The organism is Bacillus sp. 5w2, from assembly GCF_054353775.1.
Map to the genome: position 1 here is coordinate 203,051 of NZ_JBTIWT010000001.1, position 18,193 is coordinate 221,243.

17 protein-coding genes and 1 pseudogene are annotated in these 18,193 nt (G+C 34.7%); 4 read left to right on the top strand and 14 right to left on the bottom strand.

What is annotated here, in order from left to right; genetic code table 11:
- Window positions 1-204: 204 nt before the first annotated feature.
- Window positions 205-837 (top strand): LysE family translocator, encoded by a 633-nt coding sequence (locus ACXY7N_RS00970; RefSeq protein WP_488592233.1) that lies wholly within the window; start codon window positions 205-207, stop codon window positions 835-837.
- A gap of 71 nt (window positions 838-908) precedes the next feature.
- On the opposite strand, the gene ACXY7N_RS00975 is transcribed toward ACXY7N_RS00970, so the two are convergent.
- The 8 genes and pseudogenes from ACXY7N_RS00975 to ACXY7N_RS01010 all read right to left on the bottom strand — a co-directional run bounded on the left by ACXY7N_RS00975 (window position 909) and on the right by ACXY7N_RS01010 (window position 10,582).
- Window positions 909-2,369, bottom strand: a complete 1,461-nt coding sequence (locus ACXY7N_RS00975) for a CoA-acylating methylmalonate-semialdehyde dehydrogenase (RefSeq protein WP_016134425.1) — start codon at window positions 2,367-2,369, stop codon at window positions 909-911.
- Window positions 2,370-2,406: 37 nt separating this feature from the next.
- A complete protein-coding gene (locus tag ACXY7N_RS00980; protein WP_016087975.1) occupies window positions 2,407-3,297 on the bottom strand; it encodes an NAD(P)-dependent oxidoreductase in 891 nt (296 codons plus the stop codon).
- Window positions 3,298-3,313: 16 nt separating this feature from the next.
- On the bottom strand, window positions 3,314-5,029 hold the full coding sequence (locus ACXY7N_RS00985; RefSeq protein WP_367888263.1) for an acyl-CoA dehydrogenase family protein: 1,716 nt from the start codon (window positions 5,027-5,029) through the stop codon (window positions 3,314-3,316).
- 154 nt (window positions 5,030-5,183) lie between these two features.
- Window positions 5,184-6,092 carry a methylisocitrate lyase gene (gene prpB, locus ACXY7N_RS00990; RefSeq protein WP_016087977.1) on the bottom strand — a complete coding sequence of 303 codons (909 nt, stop codon included), beginning with the start codon at window positions 6,090-6,092 and terminating at the stop codon, window positions 5,184-5,186.
- Window positions 6,093-6,107: 15 nt separating this feature from the next.
- Window positions 6,108-7,547 carry a 2-methylcitrate dehydratase gene (gene prpD, locus ACXY7N_RS00995; RefSeq protein ID WP_016087978.1) on the bottom strand — a complete coding sequence of 480 codons (1,440 nt, stop codon included), beginning with the start codon at window positions 7,545-7,547 and terminating at the stop codon, window positions 6,108-6,110.
- A 98-nt stretch (window positions 7,548-7,645) separates the two neighbouring features.
- Window positions 7,646-8,767, bottom strand: coding sequence for a citrate synthase (gene mmgD / locus ACXY7N_RS01000; protein ID WP_016134423.1), 1,122 nt, complete (start codon window positions 8,765-8,767; stop codon window positions 7,646-7,648).
- Window positions 8,768-9,237: 470 nt separating this feature from the next.
- Window positions 9,238-9,421, bottom strand: a pseudogene (locus ACXY7N_RS01005) (HesB/YadR/YfhF family protein).
- Between the two features lie 15 nt (window positions 9,422-9,436).
- Window positions 9,437-10,582 (bottom strand): MFS transporter, encoded by a 1,146-nt coding sequence (locus ACXY7N_RS01010; protein WP_016087980.1) that lies wholly within the window; start codon window positions 10,580-10,582, stop codon window positions 9,437-9,439.
- A 238-nt stretch (window positions 10,583-10,820) separates the two neighbouring features.
- On the opposite strand from ACXY7N_RS01010, the gene ACXY7N_RS01015 reads away from it, so the two are divergent.
- Window positions 10,821-11,102: a hypothetical protein gene (locus ACXY7N_RS01015; protein ID WP_016087981.1), complete on the top strand. Its 282-nt coding sequence runs from the start codon at window positions 10,821-10,823 to the stop codon at window positions 11,100-11,102.
- 79 nt (window positions 11,103-11,181) lie between these two features.
- On the opposite strand, the gene ACXY7N_RS01020 is transcribed toward ACXY7N_RS01015, so the two are convergent.
- Complete coding sequence (locus tag ACXY7N_RS01020) at window positions 11,182-13,647, bottom strand: transglycosylase domain-containing protein (RefSeq protein WP_016087982.1); 2,466 nt, start codon at window positions 13,645-13,647, stop codon at window positions 11,182-11,184.
- Window positions 13,648-14,113: 466 nt separating this feature from the next.
- Here ACXY7N_RS01020 and ACXY7N_RS01025 point away from each other — a divergent pair, with 466 nt between their 5' ends.
- Entirely contained in the window at window positions 14,114-14,323 is a 210-nt protein-coding gene (locus ACXY7N_RS01025) for a KTSC domain-containing protein (RefSeq protein ID WP_488592234.1), read from the top strand.
- A 67-nt stretch (window positions 14,324-14,390) separates the two neighbouring features.
- Here ACXY7N_RS01025 and ACXY7N_RS01030 read toward each other — a convergent pair whose 3' ends face one another.
- The 4 genes from ACXY7N_RS01030 to ACXY7N_RS01045 all read right to left on the bottom strand — a co-directional run bounded on the left by ACXY7N_RS01030 (window position 14,391) and on the right by ACXY7N_RS01045 (window position 17,030).
- Window positions 14,391-14,603, bottom strand: a complete 213-nt coding sequence (locus ACXY7N_RS01030) for a YqaE/Pmp3 family membrane protein (RefSeq protein WP_488592235.1) — start codon at window positions 14,601-14,603, stop codon at window positions 14,391-14,393.
- A 210-nt stretch (window positions 14,604-14,813) separates the two neighbouring features.
- Window positions 14,814-15,473, bottom strand: a complete 660-nt coding sequence (locus tag ACXY7N_RS01035; RefSeq protein ID WP_016134419.1) for a DUF6944 family repetitive protein — start codon at window positions 15,471-15,473, stop codon at window positions 14,814-14,816.
- A 204-nt stretch (window positions 15,474-15,677) separates the two neighbouring features.
- Window positions 15,678-16,385 (bottom strand): SDR family oxidoreductase, encoded by a 708-nt coding sequence (locus ACXY7N_RS01040; RefSeq protein WP_016134418.1) that lies wholly within the window; start codon window positions 16,383-16,385, stop codon window positions 15,678-15,680.
- Between the two features lie 309 nt (window positions 16,386-16,694).
- Window positions 16,695-17,030 carry a hypothetical protein gene (locus ACXY7N_RS01045; RefSeq protein WP_016087987.1) on the bottom strand — a complete coding sequence of 112 codons (336 nt, stop codon included), beginning with the start codon at window positions 17,028-17,030 and terminating at the stop codon, window positions 16,695-16,697.
- Between the two features lie 209 nt (window positions 17,031-17,239).
- Between ACXY7N_RS01045 and gerPF the strand changes: the two genes are divergently transcribed.
- Complete coding sequence (gene gerPF / locus ACXY7N_RS01050) at window positions 17,240-17,455, top strand: spore germination protein GerPF (RefSeq protein ID WP_033659688.1); 216 nt, start codon at window positions 17,240-17,242, stop codon at window positions 17,453-17,455.
- Window positions 17,456-17,658: 203 nt separating this feature from the next.
- Here gerPF and ACXY7N_RS01055 read toward each other — a convergent pair whose 3' ends face one another.
- Window positions 17,659-17,994: a YolD-like family protein gene (locus ACXY7N_RS01055; RefSeq protein ID WP_033659687.1), complete on the bottom strand. Its 336-nt coding sequence runs from the start codon at window positions 17,992-17,994 to the stop codon at window positions 17,659-17,661.
- Between the last annotated feature and the right edge of the window lie 199 nt (window positions 17,995-18,193).

The following is an 18,193-nucleotide window of genomic DNA, read 5'->3' on the forward strand; positions in this document are numbered from 1 at the left end:
GGGTTCATCGCACGCTTATTTTTATCCCTCACCAATCGCCCGTTCATACGGGATAAAATCTAGGCTATATAGTCGTGTAATTACACGACTATATAGCCTCTTTCCTATTTAATAATTTTTAATAAAATTTAATTTTATTAAATCGAAATATGTGCTACACTATTTTTAATAAAATATTCTAAAAATTAAAAAGGAGGAGCGACTATGATTGAAAATTTTTTTCTTTTCATCATTATGTCTATTTGTCTTATTATTTTACCCGGTCCTGATACTGCAATGGCCACGAAAAACACATTAGTTGCTGGTAAGATGGGTGGAGTGAAAACAGTATTCGGTACATGTGTTGCACTTTTAATTCATACTTTAGCAGCAGTGATCGGCCTTTCCGCACTTATTGTAAAGTCAGCTGTTTTATTTTCTATTTTCAAGTACGTTGGAGCCCTATATTTAATTTATATTGGTATTAAAGCCCTTTTAGCGGTGAGAAATAAAGAAGGCGTTGATACGAACGATATATCTTTGAATCATGAAAACGAGCATACTTCTTGTTTTCGCCAAGGGTTTCTTACGAATTTATTAAACCCTAAGATTGCAGTGTTCTTTTTAACTTTTTTACCGCAATTTTTAAACCCAAACCATAATACGTTTATCCAACTTCTCGTAATGGGCCTTACTTACCTCGTTTTAACAGTTATTTGGTTCGCTTTTTATATATTTTTAATTGATAAAATTAGTGCTTTTATGAAAAAACCGAAGACGCAACGTTATATTCAAGGGTTAACAGGAATCGTCTTAATTGGTTTTGGCATTAAACTAGCTTTTGAAAAAAGTAATTAACAAGAAGAAAAACACCACATCTTTAGAGTGGTGTTTTTCATTTAACAACTGATTTGTCTATCTACTCTTTATTAAAACCAGCGCTCAGTTACAACTTTTTTACGTGTATAGAATTGAACGCCATCTGTACCATTTGTACCTAAATCACCAAAGAATGAAGCTTTGTTTCCTGCAAATGCGAAGAATGCCATTGGTGCTGGAACGTTTACGTTTACACCGATCATACCAGCATCGATGTTATCACGGAATGTTTGTGCATGTTTACCATTTGACGTATAAATAACCGCACCATTTGCAAATTTAGATTGATTTGTTAGTTTAATACCTTCTTCTAGATCTTTAACTCTTACAATGCTTAATACTGGAGCAAAAATTTCATCTTGCCAAATTTTCATCTCCTGATTTACACCATCAAAGATTGTTGCCCCTACAAAGTAACCTTCTCCAACTTCTTCCTTAATTTTGCGGCCATCTACTAATAAAGTTGCTCCATCGGCTACACCGCTATTAATATAGCCTAATACACGCTCTTTATGAGATTCACGAATTAATGGTCCAACATAATTATCTTCGTGGAAACCGTCACCTACTTTTAGCTTCTTCGTCTCTGCTACTAGTACGTCGATGAATTCATCAGCAATTTCATCAACTACTGCTACTACTGAACATGCCATGCAGCGCTCTCCACTACTCGCAAATGCAGATCCAATTACACCTTGCACCGTTTTCTCAAGGTTGCAATCTGGCATAACAATCGCATGGTTTTTCGCACCAGCTAACGCTTGTACACGTTTCCCATGTTTCGTACCTGTTTCATATACATAACGAGCTACTGGCTCAGATCCAACGAACGAAACAGCTTGAATATCTTTACTTTCTAAAATGCTATTTACAACATCTTTTCCGCCTTGTACTAAATTTAATACCCCTTTTGGAAAACCAGCTTCATAGAATAACTCTACAAGTCGCTCTGCTAAAAGTGGCGTTCTTTCAGATGTTTTTAATACGAATGTATTACCACAAGCAATTGCAAGTGGGAACATCCATAATGGAATCATCATTGGGAAGTTAAACGGTGTAATACCAGCAACAACTCCAATTGGATAGCGCCAAATCGATCCATCGATGCCGCTAGCAATATTCGGTAGAGCTTGTCCCATCATTAAATTTGGTGCTGATGTTGCAAGTTCTACTGCTTCAATACCACGCTGCACTTCACCAGTTGCATCCGTTAATGTTTTACCATTTTCTAGCGTAATGATTTTTGCAAGCTCTTCTTTGTTTTCTTGTAAGAGCTGTAAATATTTATACAATTGTCTTGAACGATTCGGAACTGGTACTTTAGACCATGTTTCGTATGCTGCTTTTGCCGCTTCAACAGCTTTTTCAACATCTTCTTTCGGAGATAATGGAACGTAAGCGATAATTTTTCCAGTCGCCGGATTTGGAACTGCTTCTACTTCTGTACCAGTAGATTCTACCCACTCACCATTAATATGATTTTTCACTCGTTTAATTTCAGTTGTAATCATTATATTCTCTCCTTTTTTTATGGTGTATATAAGTCTATTATTTTTGATTAGAAATTAATTGTTCACTAACTTTCTTATATAAAGCAGCCATATCGTTTTCACCATATCCAGCTTCACTTGCTTCTTCATATACGTTTAATAGCATTTCACTTACTGGTAAGTGAAGTTCGCTTTCTTTAGCTAAATCAACTGCAAATCCTAAATCTTTCTTTAATAAATTCACCGTAAAGCCTGGGTCGTAGTTTTCAGATGCAATAAAACTTTTGTAATTGCGCTCATAAATTCTACTTTGACCGTAACTTACATTTAAAATATCAAACATTTTATCTAAATCCATATTGTTCTTTTTCGCTAATGTTAAAGCTTCACTCACACCAGCTGTATAGAAACCAATTAATAGATTGTTAATTAATTTAACAGTCGTACCACTATCAATTTGTTCACTAACGTGGAAAATATTCGCGCCTAACACTTCCATGATAGATTCAGTTTTATCATATACCTCTTTTGATCCACCAACCATAAACGTTAATGTACGGTTTTCGGCTCCAATTACCCCACCACTAACAGGTGCTGCTAAAAAGTCTACTTTCTTTTCCTTTGCAGCTTCCTCTAACTGTTTGTTTAACTGAGGAGATACAGTACTTGTATCAATTAACACTACATTCGAGTGACTATTTTCAAATAATCCGTCTTCCCCAAAATATACAGCTTCAACAGCGCGAGGTGAAGGTAAACTTGTAAAAATCACATCGCATGTTTCTGCTAGTTTTGAGATTGATAAGCCGATAATTCCTCCTTCTTTTTCAAAGGAAGCTTCAACCTCTTTGTTTAAGTCCACTCCATATACTGTGTAACTTGATTTAACTAAATTTTTAGACATCGGAAGACCCATGTTACCTAAACCGATAAAACCAATCTTTTTCATATCGCTTTCCTCCTATTTACACAATATACTTTCCGCGATTTATAATAGCTTTCGCAATTTCTCTCTTTTTTGTAAATACGTTCGTGTATAAAGGTACTAATAATTGACGAATTTCTGCTAAAATTACGTGTCTATCTTGTTCTTTTGTAACAGCCGCTGAAAGTATAGAAATCGCTGCATCTTCTACTTTACGGTAGCCTTCTTCACAAATAACGTCAGTTATCATTTGTTTCGTACGCTCTTTCTCTTCACCATTTTTACTAATTGCTTTACTCGTACGTAAAAATGCTGATTCCATGACGTACACGTCCGTTAACATATTTGATAATACACGTGAATATTCTTGCTCTTGGTCAATTTTTAACTCTGGAGTTTTAGAGAGCGTTTTCAAAGATTGTTTCAACAATTTTTTCGCTAATAAAATGTAACGTTGGTTTCTTTCTACATTTGCTACATCAACTTCTACTTCTACTTCAGTATCTTCTATTTGTTCCATTTGCTTTATTAACATTTTAGCAACTGTTAATCTATTAATTTCATTCGTACCTTCAAAAATACGACTAATTCTTGCATCACGATATAATCGTTCTACCTCGTACTCTTGCATATAACCGTAACCACCATGAATTTGTACAGCTTCATCTACGATATAACCAAGTGTTTCAGAAGCATTTACTTTATTCAGTGCACATTCAATTGCAAATTGAGACATTTTCTTCATAAGATCCTCATCACTCTCATGAATTGCTTCATCGATGACACCTGCTGTACGATAGGCTGCACTTTCTGCACCATATGTAGCAATAATCATATTTGCAATTTTCTCTTGAATCATCGTAAAGTCTACTAATTCTGTTTGGAACTGTTTTCGTTCTTTTCCATATTGAACCGACAAACCAATGGCTTGTTTTGCTGTTCCAATATTTCCAAAAGCAAGCTTTAGTCTAGCGAAGTTTAGAATATTAAGAGCTACATGATGCCCTTTTCCAACTTCCCCTAATACATTTTCAGCAGGGATGACAACATCTTCTAAAATAAGGGTAGCCGTTGAAGAACCTTTAATCCCCATTTTCTTTTCTTCTAGTCCAATGGATACACCTTCACATGTTCTTTCGACAATAAACGCTGTCATTCCTTTATTTGTCTTCGCAAAAACAACGTATACATCTGCCATATGAGCATTTGTAATCCACTGCTTCTCACCATTCAACTTCCAAGCAGTACCATCTTCATTTAATACTGCACTCGTTTTTGCACTTAAAGCATCAGAACCAGCATTTGGCTCAGTTAAAGCATAAGCCCCAATCCATTCTCCAGACGCAATTTTCGGCAAATATTTTTCTTTTTGTTCTTTCGTTCCGTAATATATGTAAGGCAATGTACCTACACCAGCGTGTATATTAAATGAAACGCTAAATGCACCAGCATATCCCATTTTTTCTGCTACAAGCCCTGAAACTGCCTTTCCTAACTCAAAACCACCGTACTCTTCTGGGACCTCGATACTTAATAATCCAAGTTCCCCAGCTTTCTCAAATAATTGACGAGAAACTTTATAGTTATGTTGTTCAATATTCTCCATTTGTGGAACAATTTCTTGTTTAACGAATTGTTCTGTCATTTTTGCGATTAAATCTTCATCTCCTGAAAAATCTTCTGGCGTAAAGAAAGTATGATTCACATCTTTATTAAGTGAAAAAAATTCATCCCATGGTAACTTCGTTTTCTCCATCTGAATCCCCCTATCATTTCGGCCTAACTTCCTACTACATATGCTCGTCTACGATGAGTGGAATATCTTATTTTTGAAAACAGAAGGCGATGAATTTTCACATCAAGCAGTTCGTTTTGCCAAAGATGTATTCTCATCGCCTTAGTTGTTTTATCTATTGATCCTCTGATAATACTGTTTTTGCAATTCCAGTATCTAATTCTTCAAAGTCATGATATGAAATTGTTTCATATAACTCACTTCTCGTTTGCATACTTGAAAGTGCATCTTTTTGAGAACCTGTTTCCTTAATTAAAGTAAACACATTCTCATATGCTTTCGCTGCAACACGAAGTGAAGTTACAGGATAAATAACCATTTGGAAGCCCATATTTGCAAATTCCTCTGCACTATAATACGGCGTTTTCCCAAACTCAGTCATATTCGCAAGTAAAGGCGCATTTACTTTACTATTAAATAGACGGAACTCTTCTTCTGATTGAAGCGCTTCAGGGAATATCGCATCTGCACCTGCTTTTACATAGGCGTTTGCTCTTTCGATCGCTTCATCTAAGCCTTCTACACCGCGAGCATCTGTACGTGCCACAATATATAAGCTTGGTGCAACTTCTTTAATCGCTTTAATCTTTTGAACTAATTCTTCTGTAGTAACAAGTTTCTTACCATTCAAATGTCCACATTTCTTTGGTAATTGCTGATCTTCAATTTGAACAGCTGCTACTTTCGCTTCCATCATTTCTACTGCAGTTCTCGCTACGTTTAGTACACCGCCAAATCCCGTATCAATATCAACAAGAACTGGTAAATCTGTAGCTCTTACTAGATCCCTTGCTCTCTCTGCTACTTCAGTAGACGTCACGATGCCTAAATCAGGTAGACCTTTACTTGCAGTATAAGCAGCTCCTGATAAATAAAGAGCTGAAAACCCTGTATTTCTCGCAACTAAAGCTGCCATTGCATCATGAGCACCTGGAATTTGCAAAATTTCATTTGCTTCTACTAAAACTCGGAAGCGATTCGCAAGCTCTTCTTGTGTTGACTGTTTATTCACAACCCAAGCCATTTTAAATTCCCCCTATTAGTTAATTAAGAATAGATCTACAAATTCGTTTACATTCATATTTTCTAGTTTTTCTTCATTTAAACAAACTTCATGAATTTGTTCTTGTTGCTTACTAGAATAATGACCTGCCATATTTGCAGTGAATTTTTGAACAACTTTTGGAATTGCTTCGTCTCTACGGAAACGGTGACCAAGTGGATATTCACATTCCACGTTTTCTGTTACAGTGCCATCTTTGAAATGAACTTGAACAGCGTTGGCGATTGAGCGCTTGTTCGGGTCAAGGTAATCTAAACTGTACTGTTTGTTTTCAACAACAACCATCTTATTACGTAATTCATCTACACGTGGATCATTTGCTACTGTATCCTCATAATCATCCGCAACGATATCTCCTTTTAATAAACCAATTGCCGTAATATATTGTAAGCAATGATCACGATCAGCTGGGTTATTTAATGGACCTTCTTTATCAATAATACGAATTGCTGATTCATGAGTTGTAATTGTAATACGATCAATTTCATCTAATCTTTCTTTAATTTCCGGATGTAATTTCACAGCACATTCTGCAGCTGTTTGCGCATGGAATTCTGCTGGATATGAAACTTTAAATAATACATTTTCCATTACATAAGACTCTAACGGTCTTGCTAACTTTAATTCTTGTTTATTGAATAATACATCTTGGAATCCCCAGCCTGGTGCAGATAATGCTGTTGGATAACCCATTTCACCTTTTAGAGCAGTCATTGCAAGATGAACACCGCGGCTTGTTGCATCACCTGCTGCCCATGATTTACGTGACCCAGTATTTGGAGCATGACGATATGTACGAAGACTAGAATTATCAATCCACGCATGTGATAATGCATTAAAGATTTCTTCACGTGTTCCGCCAAGCATTTTTGCAACTACAGCAGTTGTTGCTACTTTTACGTATAATACGTGATCAAGACCAACACGGTTCAAACTATTTTCTAAAGCAAGTACACCTTGAATTTCGTGTGCTTTAATCATCATTTCTAATACTTCACGTACTTTTAATGGTTCTTTTCCTTCTGAAATACGAACACGGCTAATATAATCTGCAACAGCTAAAATTCCGCCTAAGTTATCAGATGGATGTCCCCACTCTGCTGCAAGCCAAGTATCGTTATAGTCTAACCAACGGATCATACATCCGATATTAAATGCACCTTTCACTGGATCAAGTACATATGACGTACCTGGTACACGTGTACCATTTGGCACGATTGTTCCTGGTACAACTGGTCCTAGTAATTTCGTACACTCTGGATATTGAAGTGCTAAAATACCGCATCCAAGAGTATCAAGTAATACGTAACGAGCAGTACTGAATGCTTCTGCACTTGTTACCTCTTTATTTAATACATAATCCGTAATTTCTTCTAATAATGCATCTTTTTGTTTAATTTCATTTGTTTTAATCATGCTATTCTTCCCTTTCTGTCGAAAATTCGTTATTATTAATGATGGGTGTCGGTCAAACACCCATCTGGCGGGCGGCGCTAACAACTCCCCAGTTGTTCTTATTTACTAAGCACATGTCGCTCGCCAATATAATTTACACGTGGACGGAACAATCGATTGTTCGCATGTTGCTCAATTACGTGCGCACATAGTCCCACTGTTCTAGAGCTAAAGAAGATTGGTGTGTAAAGTTGAATTGGGATACCAAGCATCCAATATACTGGAGCTGCATAATAATCAAGGTTCGGATAAATTCCTTTTTCCTTCTCCATAATCTTTTCTCCAGCTTCACACATTTCATATAGTGTATAATCACCTTTTACATCACATAACTGCTTTAAAGCTTCCTTCATCATCAGTGCTCTTGGATCCATCTTCTTCATATACACTCGATGTCCAAACCCCATAATTTTTTCTTTGTTAAATAGTTTCTTCTGTAATAACTCTTCAAACTTCTCAACATTACCAGCTTCTAAAAGCATGTACATAACCGCTTCGTTTGCACCGCCGTGTAAGCTACCTTTTAAAGATGCAACTGCACCTGTTAAAGCACCATATAAGTCGGATTGCGTTGATGCAATAACGCGCGCTGTAAATGTAGAGTTTGGCATTTCATGCTCACTATATAATACAAGGGAACGATCAAAGATCTTCTCCTCAAGTTCAGTCGGTTTTTTACCTGTTAACATATAGAAGAAATTCGCACTATATGATAATTCCTTAAGAGGCTCGATTGGGTCTTCATTATTTAAAATATGATAGCTATTCGCTACAATATTTGGTACTTTACTCAATAATTTGTACCCGCGGCTTTTGTTTACTTCTAACGAGCGGTTTTCGATATCATTATCGTAACCAGCTAATGCAGACACACCTGTACGCAATCCATCCATCGGGTGCGTTTCTTTCGGTAATGCCTTTAATACGTTGAATACACCTTCTGGTACCGCGTATTCCTCTTTTAATTTCTTTTCAAGTGTTGCTTTTTCATCCTCATTCGGTAGATGTTCTTCCAATAAAAGGTGCACAATGTCTAAATACTCTTTTGTTTTTGAGAGTTCGATTAAATCATACCCTTGAATTACAATTTCACCTTTCACCGTGTCAAGAAACGAGATCTTCGTCTCCGCTGCCACTATACCATCTAATCCCGGGGAAAATTTTTCTTCAGCTTTCATCATTATTTCCTCCAATCCTAATAGATCTTCGTGCACATAACTGTAAGCCTTTACAATATTGTGAAACTACATTTCTATTTCAATGTATCAGAGTTTTTAGAAGATTTCAATTTATTTTATAATGATAAGTTTCCTATACTTTTACCGATGTAACAATACAATTTTTCAAAAATAACTTTCATATTTTATAAAGAAAGGACAGACTTCTTTTCGTTTTTATTAAAACAAAATATAAGGATACTCCAACAAATCCCGCAGAATATATCATTCTCCCTATTCTATTAAAAAAATAAAAAAAACGAGCTGTACACATGCACAACTCGTTTCTACATAATATTTATTTCACTATCTCATCAATATAATTCTTATATAAAACTTATTTATTTTCAAAAAAGTTATTATTTTACATAATTAAATTAAATTTCTTACGTTTCCTCGTGATAACCTACAACTAAATGATAGTTTTGAAAGTGCTAAAGATCATCAACATTCACAAAAAAATAGAATGTCTTCTTCCTCAACTGACACAATTTCCCCATCTGGTTTCCTAGAAACTATCACTAAAGAATATCCAGGCTGAATTGGACTATTATCATGCTATATTCGTAATTCTTCCTTAAACCATTGTAAATCGTCATGTTCAATTAAAATTTTCATCTTTGTTCCTCTTGTTTACCCAAATTCTTTTTTACCTAATCGCTGTTTTACAAAAATGACAAAAATAATGAAAGCGATTAGTCCTGAAATTGCACTACCTGCAAATAAAATACGGTAACCGAACATTTGCGAAACAACTCCAAGTAAAATCGCACCCAATCCAATCCCTAAATCAAATGCGGTAAAGAATGAAGCGTTAGCAACTCCTCTTTTACTCGGGTCAACAATTGTAAGCATCGCTGCTTGCAAAGCTGGTTGTGCTGAGCCAAATCCAATACCGTATAATATCGCCGCAATCATTACACCCGTCAAACCATTTGAAAGAGTTAATACAACGATAGCTAAAATAGTAATGCATAATGCTGGGAGTATGATGAATACTTCTCCAAATTTATCTAATAATTTCCCTGAAATTGGTCTTACAATTGTTAAAGCAACCGCATATACAAGAAAGAATGTCCCCGGATTCACATCAATTGACGATGCAAATAGCGGTAAAAACGTCGTAATCCCTCCATATGCAAATGATAAAAAGAAAACAACAATTGTAATGGATAATACGGATTTTTCAAACAGTTGCATTTTCCCTTTTTCTTTTTGTGGTGTGAATGACATTTTCGTCATGAACGATAATAGGACTGCCATAAAGGATAAAAGAGTTGCTAACAAGAATAGACCATGAAATGAATAATTTTGTACCACCGATAATCCAATCATCGGGCCGATTGCCATCGCAATTGTCATAGCCATCCCATACCATCCCATACCTTCGCCGCGGCGTGAATCTGGAATAATATCAGTAATCGCTGTTCCAACAGCTGTTGTAGAAACAGCCCATGTTACTCCGTGAATAACACGTAAAACAGCTAAAAGTATAATAGTAGATGCTAAATTATAAGCATACATCGTTAGCCCAAAAAAGATGAGTCCGAAAATAATAAAAGATCTTCTACCATATTGATCTAACATTCCTCCGATAATTGGTCGTATTACAACTGCTGCTATTGTAAACATCCCCATCATAAGTCCAACTTGTGATTCATTGCCACCTATCTCTTTAATAAAGAGCGGGAGTGTTGGAACAAGTAAATAAAATCCTGTAAATAAAAATAACATTGCGAAAGTCATTTGAATAAATGATTTCGTCCATAATCGTTCCATTAAAATTCCTCCATAAACACGTAAGTTATTGCAATTAACACTTCCATTTTACATTTTCCCGGTCACTTTTCCCTCCGTAAATAGACGTATCTTTTTATAATAAATGGTCTACAATCAATTTAAATTGGTCTTACAACTTTATACGTATACCTTAGCCTAAAGTCCTATCTATATGTACCTTTATCTGTGTGAAAAGAATATACTACTGTTATTATCACAACTTAGGAGTGATTATGTTATGTGGGTATCTTCAAGAGTAACTGCCGTAGTTCCTTCGACTCCTGGGATACACGTTCCCGCCACTCATACAGCTAGTTCCGATGTCGGTATTGAACTTCCCGCAACTTGGCAACAATATCAAATTCCCGGTCAAGTTACCCCCTCATTTTGGCATCATGGCGCACATCCAAGTAGTACTACCTTTTACAACCCCAGTTATACTCCATTGCCTCCGACTCAAGTCTTTTATCATTTTCCATCAATTTATTTTCAAAATTTCTATGGTACTTTTAACATTTAAATTTAAACGATAAAAAAGCACTTAAGATTGTAATGTTTACAAATCTTAAGTGCTTTTTTGTACTTTTTATAAAATTTTCTTATTGCCCATTATTAGCAGGGGCCTCTCCTGCATTCCCGCCAGTATCTGGTTGTGTCGTCGCTGGTGGAGTTGTATTACCTTGCCCCCCTCCATTATTTGCTGGAGGTGTCGTATTTCCTTGACCTCCTCCGTTATTTGCTGGAGGTGTCGTTCCTTGACCTCCTCCGTTATTTGCTGGAGGTGTCGTTCCTTGGCCTCCTCCGTTATTTGCTGGAGGTGTCGTTCCTTGGCCATTTCCGTTATTTTGTTCATTTTGTTTCTTTTGTTCTTCTTGTTTCTTTTGCTCTTCTAGTTTCTTTTGTTCTTCTTGCTTCTTAAGTTCATCTTGTTGCTTTTGTTCTTCTTGTTTTTTCAGTTCTTCTTGTTTCTTTAATTCTTCTTGCTTTTTCTCTTCTTCAGTTTTTTGCTGTTGATCTTGTTTTGGTTGTTCCGTTGTATCCGGTACGCTCGTATTTGGAGAAGAATCACGTTTTTCACCTTTTATACGTAACTCACTACCTTCTTGAATAACAGTACTTGGCATTTTAAAGCGTGATTTATCTGTAGCCATTTCACTCATCATTTCTTTAAAGATCAATTGTGCAATTTTCGTATTTTTACTACTAATATACTCGTCTTTACCATCTTTCATATACCCAGTCCATACTGCCATCGTATATTGTGGCGTATAACCTGCAAACCAACTATCACGAGTTGCACTTTCTGGAATATTAAATTTCGCTAATTGTTTTGAATCATAGTTTGTTGTACCCGTTTTACCAGCTACATCTAAAGAACTAATATTTGCCGCTGTACCAGTACCTGATGTCACCACTGAGCGAAGCATATCAGTAATCATATATGCTGTAGAGTCAGCTATAACTTGTTTTGGTTTTTGTCCAAAACTTTGTGACTTGCCGTCTGGATAAACTACTTTCTTAACAAAATGCGGTTTCGTATACTTTCCACTATTACCAAATGTCGCATAAGCACCCGCTATTTCAGTTGGTGATACTTCGTTTGTACCAATAGCTGTAGATTCTGCCGGCGCTTTATTAAATGTAATACCTAATTTCTCAGAGAATTCCTTCGATTTATTAAGTCCTACTTCTTTTGCAGTTTTAACTGCTGGAACGTTACGTGACATTTTTAACGCTTCACGCATAGTAATTGGACCTAAATGACTTCTGTCCGCATTTCGAAGTTCTTGTCCAGTTGAATATTTAAATGGAGAATCATCAATTTGATGATAAGTAGCCCATTTTAAGTATTCAATTGCAGGACCGTAATCAAAGATTGGCTTCATAGTTGAACCGGCTGCACGATCTAATTCAATCGCCATATTATGCCCTTTAAATACTGCTTTATTTTCACCACGACCACTGCCTATAGCACGAACCTCACCTGTTTTCGTATCCATAAATGTGAAAGCACCTTGGAATTTCTCATTTGGATAATCAATAATATTTGTATTTAAAATATTATCAGCCAACTTCTGTGCTTTTGGATCCAATGTTGTATGAATTTCTAAACCGTCAGATCCAATATTTACATCTGGTATTTCCTTTTCTACTTCTTTCACTACTGCATCCATAAATGCAGGATATGGCATCGCTTGTAGCTCAGCTGCACTCTTAATATTTTTATCCACTGGTACTTTCGATGCTTCTTCCATTTCTGCCTTTGTAATATAACCATGTCGGTTCATTAATTTTAGTACAACATCTCTTCTTTCTGTTGCCCTTTGAACATTTTCTGGTTTCGATGGATCATAGTTATTTGGTGCTTTCGGTAAACCTGCAAGCATCGCAACTTCTGGTAATGTTAAATCTTTCAATTCTTTACCATAGTAGTTTTGTGCTGCTGTTGCAATTCCATATGAACGATTTCCTAAATTAATTTTATTTAAATACATTTCTAAAATTTCATGTTTTGAATATTGTTGTTCTAGCTTATAAGCTAAATATATTTCCTGAACCTTACGTTTTGATGTTTTTTCCATCGATAAGAAGTAGTTTTTAATAACCTGCTGTGTTATCGTACTTCCACCTTGTGAACCGTAATCTCCTTTAAGACTTACCAAAACAGCACGGGCAGTACCTTTAAAGTCTACTCCGCTATGTTCGTAAAAACGTGCATCTTCTGTTGCTAAAAATGCATTTTCTACTAATTTAGGAATTTGATCATACGTAACATTCGTCCGTTTTTCTTTCCCGTATTCATATACCAAATCGCCATTTTTATCATAAATTTTTGAGGATAACGGATTAACAAGTTTTGCTTTCTCAAGTTTTGGTGCATCCTTAATCATTACGAAAAAGGTAGCAACCCCCCCCACTAAACCAATAATACCAAGTAATAAACAAGTAATTAAAAACTTGCGAAAGAATGATGTTTTACCTTTTGGTTTTTGTGTTTTAGAAGCTGGCTGTTTTTTCTTTTTAACTTGTCGTCGCTCCTCTCGAGAACGATAATTTTCTGACATGTTACTTTCTCCTGCCTTTCAATTCTCCCGTTGATTTACTTCAAAATATTGAGGTCACTTTCTAAAATAAATTTAATTCAGAAAGTATATTGACCTGGAGCATTCAATATTTTCCCAATTCACAGATTATAAATTTTAGAATACTTCTTATACAAAGTATTTTCACTTTTATTTTCCCTAATAATGCTGCCCCTTTAAGCATAGAATGTAAAAAGTGAATTTTTAATACCTCGTATAAATAATATACCTTTTTTTCAAATGGTCAATATTTTCTTATTTATAAATCAAAGGTGAAATAAAAATAGCACAACGATATGTACTTCGTGTGAACTTCCTTATAATTACGTATAACGAACATTTAATATATTGCATATAAGTATAATACCTCTTTAATTATAAGGATTTCAACACCACAACCTCAACATCTACAAGAAATTATTAAAAATGAAAAGTGAGGAGTTGCGCAATGATGGAACTATCTCCCGTGATTTCAAAAAATATAGTTGCTGTTGGCTATAATCCTTTTTCTATGATTTTACGCATCCAATTAAAGAATGGAATGTATGATTTCTTTGACGTGCCTGAAAACATTTACACCAGTCTATTAAACGCATACTCTAAAACTAATTATCACAATACTTATATTAAAAATTCTTTCCGCTACACTAAAATTTAAACTTCAACAGCATAAAAAAGAAAGGAGGTAGTCCCCCCTTTCTTTTTAAAATAAATTCACGACTCAGCTATCTTCTATTCCTCTTATTAATTTCATCATATGCTTGAATTTGTTTTTTTAAACGCCGATCTGCTTTTTTATCATGTACAACTAATATCGCATGTATAACCCCTGGAACCCAAAATATTAATGTTAATATGAAATTAATTATTGCTTGAACTAGTTTTCCACAAAATAATACGGCTACAGGTGGTAGAAGAATTGCCAATACATACATCATCTCTTGAAAACTCCTTTTTTGTATTTTTTATCTCTCTTCTTTTCATACACTAACAAAACCAATTATTTTTTGTCTTTCATAAATTTCAATTAAGCATGAAAAACTTTTCTACTCTTATATATATTCTATTCATATACCCAAAAACCTACTACTTCAATCTTACCACTTATGTAAAATTGAAATTTCCCTACCTTTATTAAACGAGCATTTTCATATTTTTATTTTTTCTAATCTTTCTTCTTTCTCTATTATAGTTAATCCAATCGCAGAAATAATAGTTCCTATTGCTTGTATCCAAATACCAATGAGAGCTATTATCCTCTCGTTCTTTTTATTAATCATATGATCTTCATTTTCTATTCCATTCTTCGATACATTAACAATACCTTGATACGCTTGAAGTCCAGCGCCTAAACTTTGCAGAGAATTGCCTAGTATTATAATTCTCTGTATTGCTTTCATCTCCAGCAAAGCTGCTTCTACTCCTAAAAAAGCTCCAATTGATTGTAAACTGTTTCCGACAATTATGAGAAAATCATTCTCTTTCAATTGTTCATTTATATTAAAATATGTTCCTATTACATTTGATATATTCCCTAATGCTAATAACTCAATGCCCATTTTATCAAGCATTTCACTTTTATTCTCCAAACAAATATTTTGATTTTCTTTTTCACCTTCATCTTCGGTATTATTACTCGCTATAATTTGTAATATATACCCGAGGGCTTGTAATGAGCTTCCTACAATTACAAGATCCGATTCAACTTTCTCTTCTCCGATAAACCCTCTTGTCGTCCCAATAGCCGCTGTAAGATTTCCTCCTACTTGAAACCATGCTCCTGTCACCTTTAAACCGCTTGGATTCATTCTGATCACCTATTTAGAAATTTTCTAGTGCTTTCGAAATACACAAATGGTATCCTTTATCCCATATTTATTTTCTATATGTAATTTTGTGCATTCTATAATGTATTAATCATATAAAAAAGCACCTTTAAGGTACTTTTTTATATATGGTGTGTGCACTAAAAATTTGCTAATTAAAAGATACTTATACAATTCAATATATATTTACATACAATCTGGACATGTCAATGAAGCTCCATTTTTATCTATTGTTATATTCAATATATATTGAATCGCATGATGTGACCAAATTTCAGGTGTGGGTGATTCTTTTACATACTGTGGTGCACATGAATACAGCATTGGGGTGCTAATACTTCCGCCCGGATCTAAAGCCACAACAGCCATACCATAGGGCAATTCAAGTGCCATAGATTTCGTGATACCTTCAATTGCAAACTTTGAGGCACAATATGGCGCAAGCTCAGCTTCCCCCTCTCTCCCCCAACTAGAACTCATATTAATAATAATTCCTTCTTTCCTAGCTACCATCGCTGGGACAAACGCTCTTATTACATTTACTACACCGTTTACGTTTACATTCATTATATTTTCGAATTCTCGAGCGGTTATTTTCCACAATTGTGCATTTTTATTAACAATCGATGCATTATTTATTAACAAATCAGGTGCTCTATGTCTGTTGAGTATATAATTTGCCCAACTACTTACTTGTTGAGAATCTGAAACATCAATTATTTGAAAATCATGTGTATTACCGTAATATTTTTTCAGTTCTTCAATTTTATCTTTTGAACGTCCACAGCCATATATATTCCATCCCAATTCATGAAATCGATCAACCATTGCACGGCCTAATCCTTGTGTCACTCCTGTAATAATTACAATCTTTCTAATGTCGTTTCGCGTCACGTACCTCTCCTCCTTTACAACATTGTACACTCTTCCTTTTCATTCAGCCATTTACTAAAGTATCAACTCATTTCATACTTTAGTAATAGTTTTTATATAAACAAAAAGAGTAACCATAACAGTTACTCTTTCTTATATATCAAAAAAATCATTATTTATTTCGTTATTGCTTTTAAATTTTAGCTTCTCTTTTCTGCATTTTAATAAAACTATATTTATGTTTACAGTGGGATTCATTCGAAAAAATTTCATACCATTTTTTCAACATAGAACAGTTCACCTCTATGTAAGAATCTTCATCTAGTCTTATTACATACTTTTATATAAATTCTCAATCTCATGTTGCAACTTTTGGAATTGTTCAAAATGCATAGTGATAGATTGACTGTTACCATAATCAACACTATGCTTCACAAATAAAACACCAGTATCATGAAAAATTGCTTCCAGTTCTTTTCTGATGGATACTTTCATTATATGTGCTGTTTTAATAGCCGATATAATTGCAATTTCATTAAACTTTAATTTTATTTCATTTGGACAAAATGCTTCTTCAATCAATATAACTTCATTGCTATAAATAAGTGCAACAAGATTACTTGATTTTGCATCTGTTAAATCTACTTTTTTTATAACATTATTCATTACATTTTGCCTCCTCTGATTTCGTATATATTAATTATACAATTGTTATTTTTAATTACTCAGCCTTACATAAATTTTAACATACTTTTATTGTGGGATTAAGCTACACTTCAAACGTTTTACTATTCCACAATTTTTGTTACATGAACCCTTTGGACTATAAGGCCATATAGTAGTGTTAACAAATGATTGTAAAGCGGGTGAAAACTATGCCCTCAATTGTAGGGAATTTAGTTGTACAAAATAGTAACGGTTCATTTAACTTAGGTGATTTCTACAACGTTTCTCCGAAAGAAAATACGAAGGCTTATAATGGATCCGGTGCTTCAAACGTTGGTTTTGTTGTTAACACTTTTAATGGCGTGAGCGCGACTAATACGTTTGATTCTGACCTTGCAGATCAAAACCAAGTGGGTACAGCCTAGTCTTATTTTTTCATCGTTCTGTTTAAGAATTTTAAATTTGTCCATACTATAATCAGGCTGTTACACAGCTATAGTACCCTATCTTTTTCTCCCTTTCCCTGGGGCTTAGCAGCTAGTATGAAGCTAGCTGCTTTTTCGTTTCATTTTTCTATTCCTCATCTAACATAACATAAAGGAAGCTAAAATTTAAATTTCAGCTTCCTTTATGTTATTTCAATAATATCCGAAGTATTAAATACGTAAGTTTTATAAAATGCGTCAGTACATATTACACTGTGCTTTAGCGGGTTTATATGCACAACTGTCATATAACTTGTAAGGATGTAGCCATCTTCAAAATATGTCACCAATATTTCTTTCTCAGACAATAATGACGTTAATAATTTATCAGAAATTCCCTCTTTTGCTTCGTTTGTTAAGAGCGGTTTTTGTACTTTAAATTTCTCTCCAATAACCTTTTGTATACTTAACAACTGTTCCGACATTACTGTAAATGGAACCCATTCTCTTTTTTCTTTTTGCACCTTTACATCATTCATTTCTGTATCTCCTTGATCATTTATCCACTCTATTTCACACACATTGTTCCTCAATTATTCATTATTAATTGCTAGGCTCATATTTTATCCCGCATTAACAGGTAGTGAAGCCCTTACCTCAAAATTCGCTATATGCGAGGACGGTAAGACGAAAATCAATTGCCCGTAAACGCTTAATTGGTGAAAACTAATAATTAGC

Excerpts from the sequence above, each read along its gene's own strand:
- mmgD (WP_016134423.1), bottom strand. The coding sequence starts at position 8,767 with ATGATGAAAGCTGAAGAAAAATTTTCCCCGGGATTAGATGGTATAGTG.
- ACXY7N_RS01010 (WP_016087980.1), bottom strand. The coding sequence starts at position 10,582 with ATGGAACGATTATGGACGAAATCATTTATTCAAATGACTTTCGCAATG.
- ACXY7N_RS01015 (WP_016087981.1), top strand. The coding sequence starts at position 10,821 with ATGTGGGTATCTTCAAGAGTAACTGCCGTAGTTCCTTCGACTCCTGGG.
- ACXY7N_RS01045 (WP_016087987.1), bottom strand. The coding sequence starts at position 17,030 with ATGAATAATGTTATAAAAAAAGTAGATTTAACAGATGCAAAATCAAGT.
- ACXY7N_RS00975 (WP_016134425.1), bottom strand. The coding sequence starts at position 2,369 with ATGATTACAACTGAAATTAAACGAGTGAAAAATCATATTAATGGTGAG.
- ACXY7N_RS00970 (WP_488592233.1), top strand. The coding sequence starts at position 205 with ATGATTGAAAATTTTTTTCTTTTCATCATTATGTCTATTTGTCTTATT.
- ACXY7N_RS01025 (WP_488592234.1), top strand. The coding sequence starts at position 14,114 with ATGATGGAACTATCTCCCGTGATTTCAAAAAATATAGTTGCTGTTGGC.
- ACXY7N_RS01035 (WP_016134419.1), bottom strand. The coding sequence starts at position 15,473 with ATGAATCCAAGCGGTTTAAAGGTGACAGGAGCATGGTTTCAAGTAGGA.
- prpD (WP_016087978.1), bottom strand. The coding sequence starts at position 7,547 with ATGATTAAAACAAATGAAATTAAACAAAAAGATGCATTATTAGAAGAA.
- prpB (WP_016087977.1), bottom strand. The coding sequence starts at position 6,092 with ATGGCTTGGGTTGTGAATAAACAGTCAACACAAGAAGAGCTTGCGAAT.
- ACXY7N_RS01030 (WP_488592235.1), bottom strand. The coding sequence starts at position 14,603 with ATGATGTATGTATTGGCAATTCTTCTACCACCTGTAGCCGTATTATTT.
- ACXY7N_RS00980 (WP_016087975.1), bottom strand. The coding sequence starts at position 3,297 with ATGAAAAAGATTGGTTTTATCGGTTTAGGTAACATGGGTCTTCCGATG.
- ACXY7N_RS01020 (WP_016087982.1), bottom strand. The coding sequence starts at position 13,647 with ATGTCAGAAAATTATCGTTCTCGAGAGGAGCGACGACAAGTTAAAAAG.
- ACXY7N_RS00985 (WP_367888263.1), bottom strand. The coding sequence starts at position 5,029 with ATGGAGAAAACGAAGTTACCATGGGATGAATTTTTTTCACTTAATAAA.
- ACXY7N_RS01055 (WP_033659687.1), bottom strand. The coding sequence starts at position 17,994 with ATGAATGATGTAAAGGTGCAAAAAGAAAAAAGAGAATGGGTTCCATTT.
- gerPF (WP_033659688.1), top strand. The coding sequence starts at position 17,240 with ATGCCCTCAATTGTAGGGAATTTAGTTGTACAAAATAGTAACGGTTCA.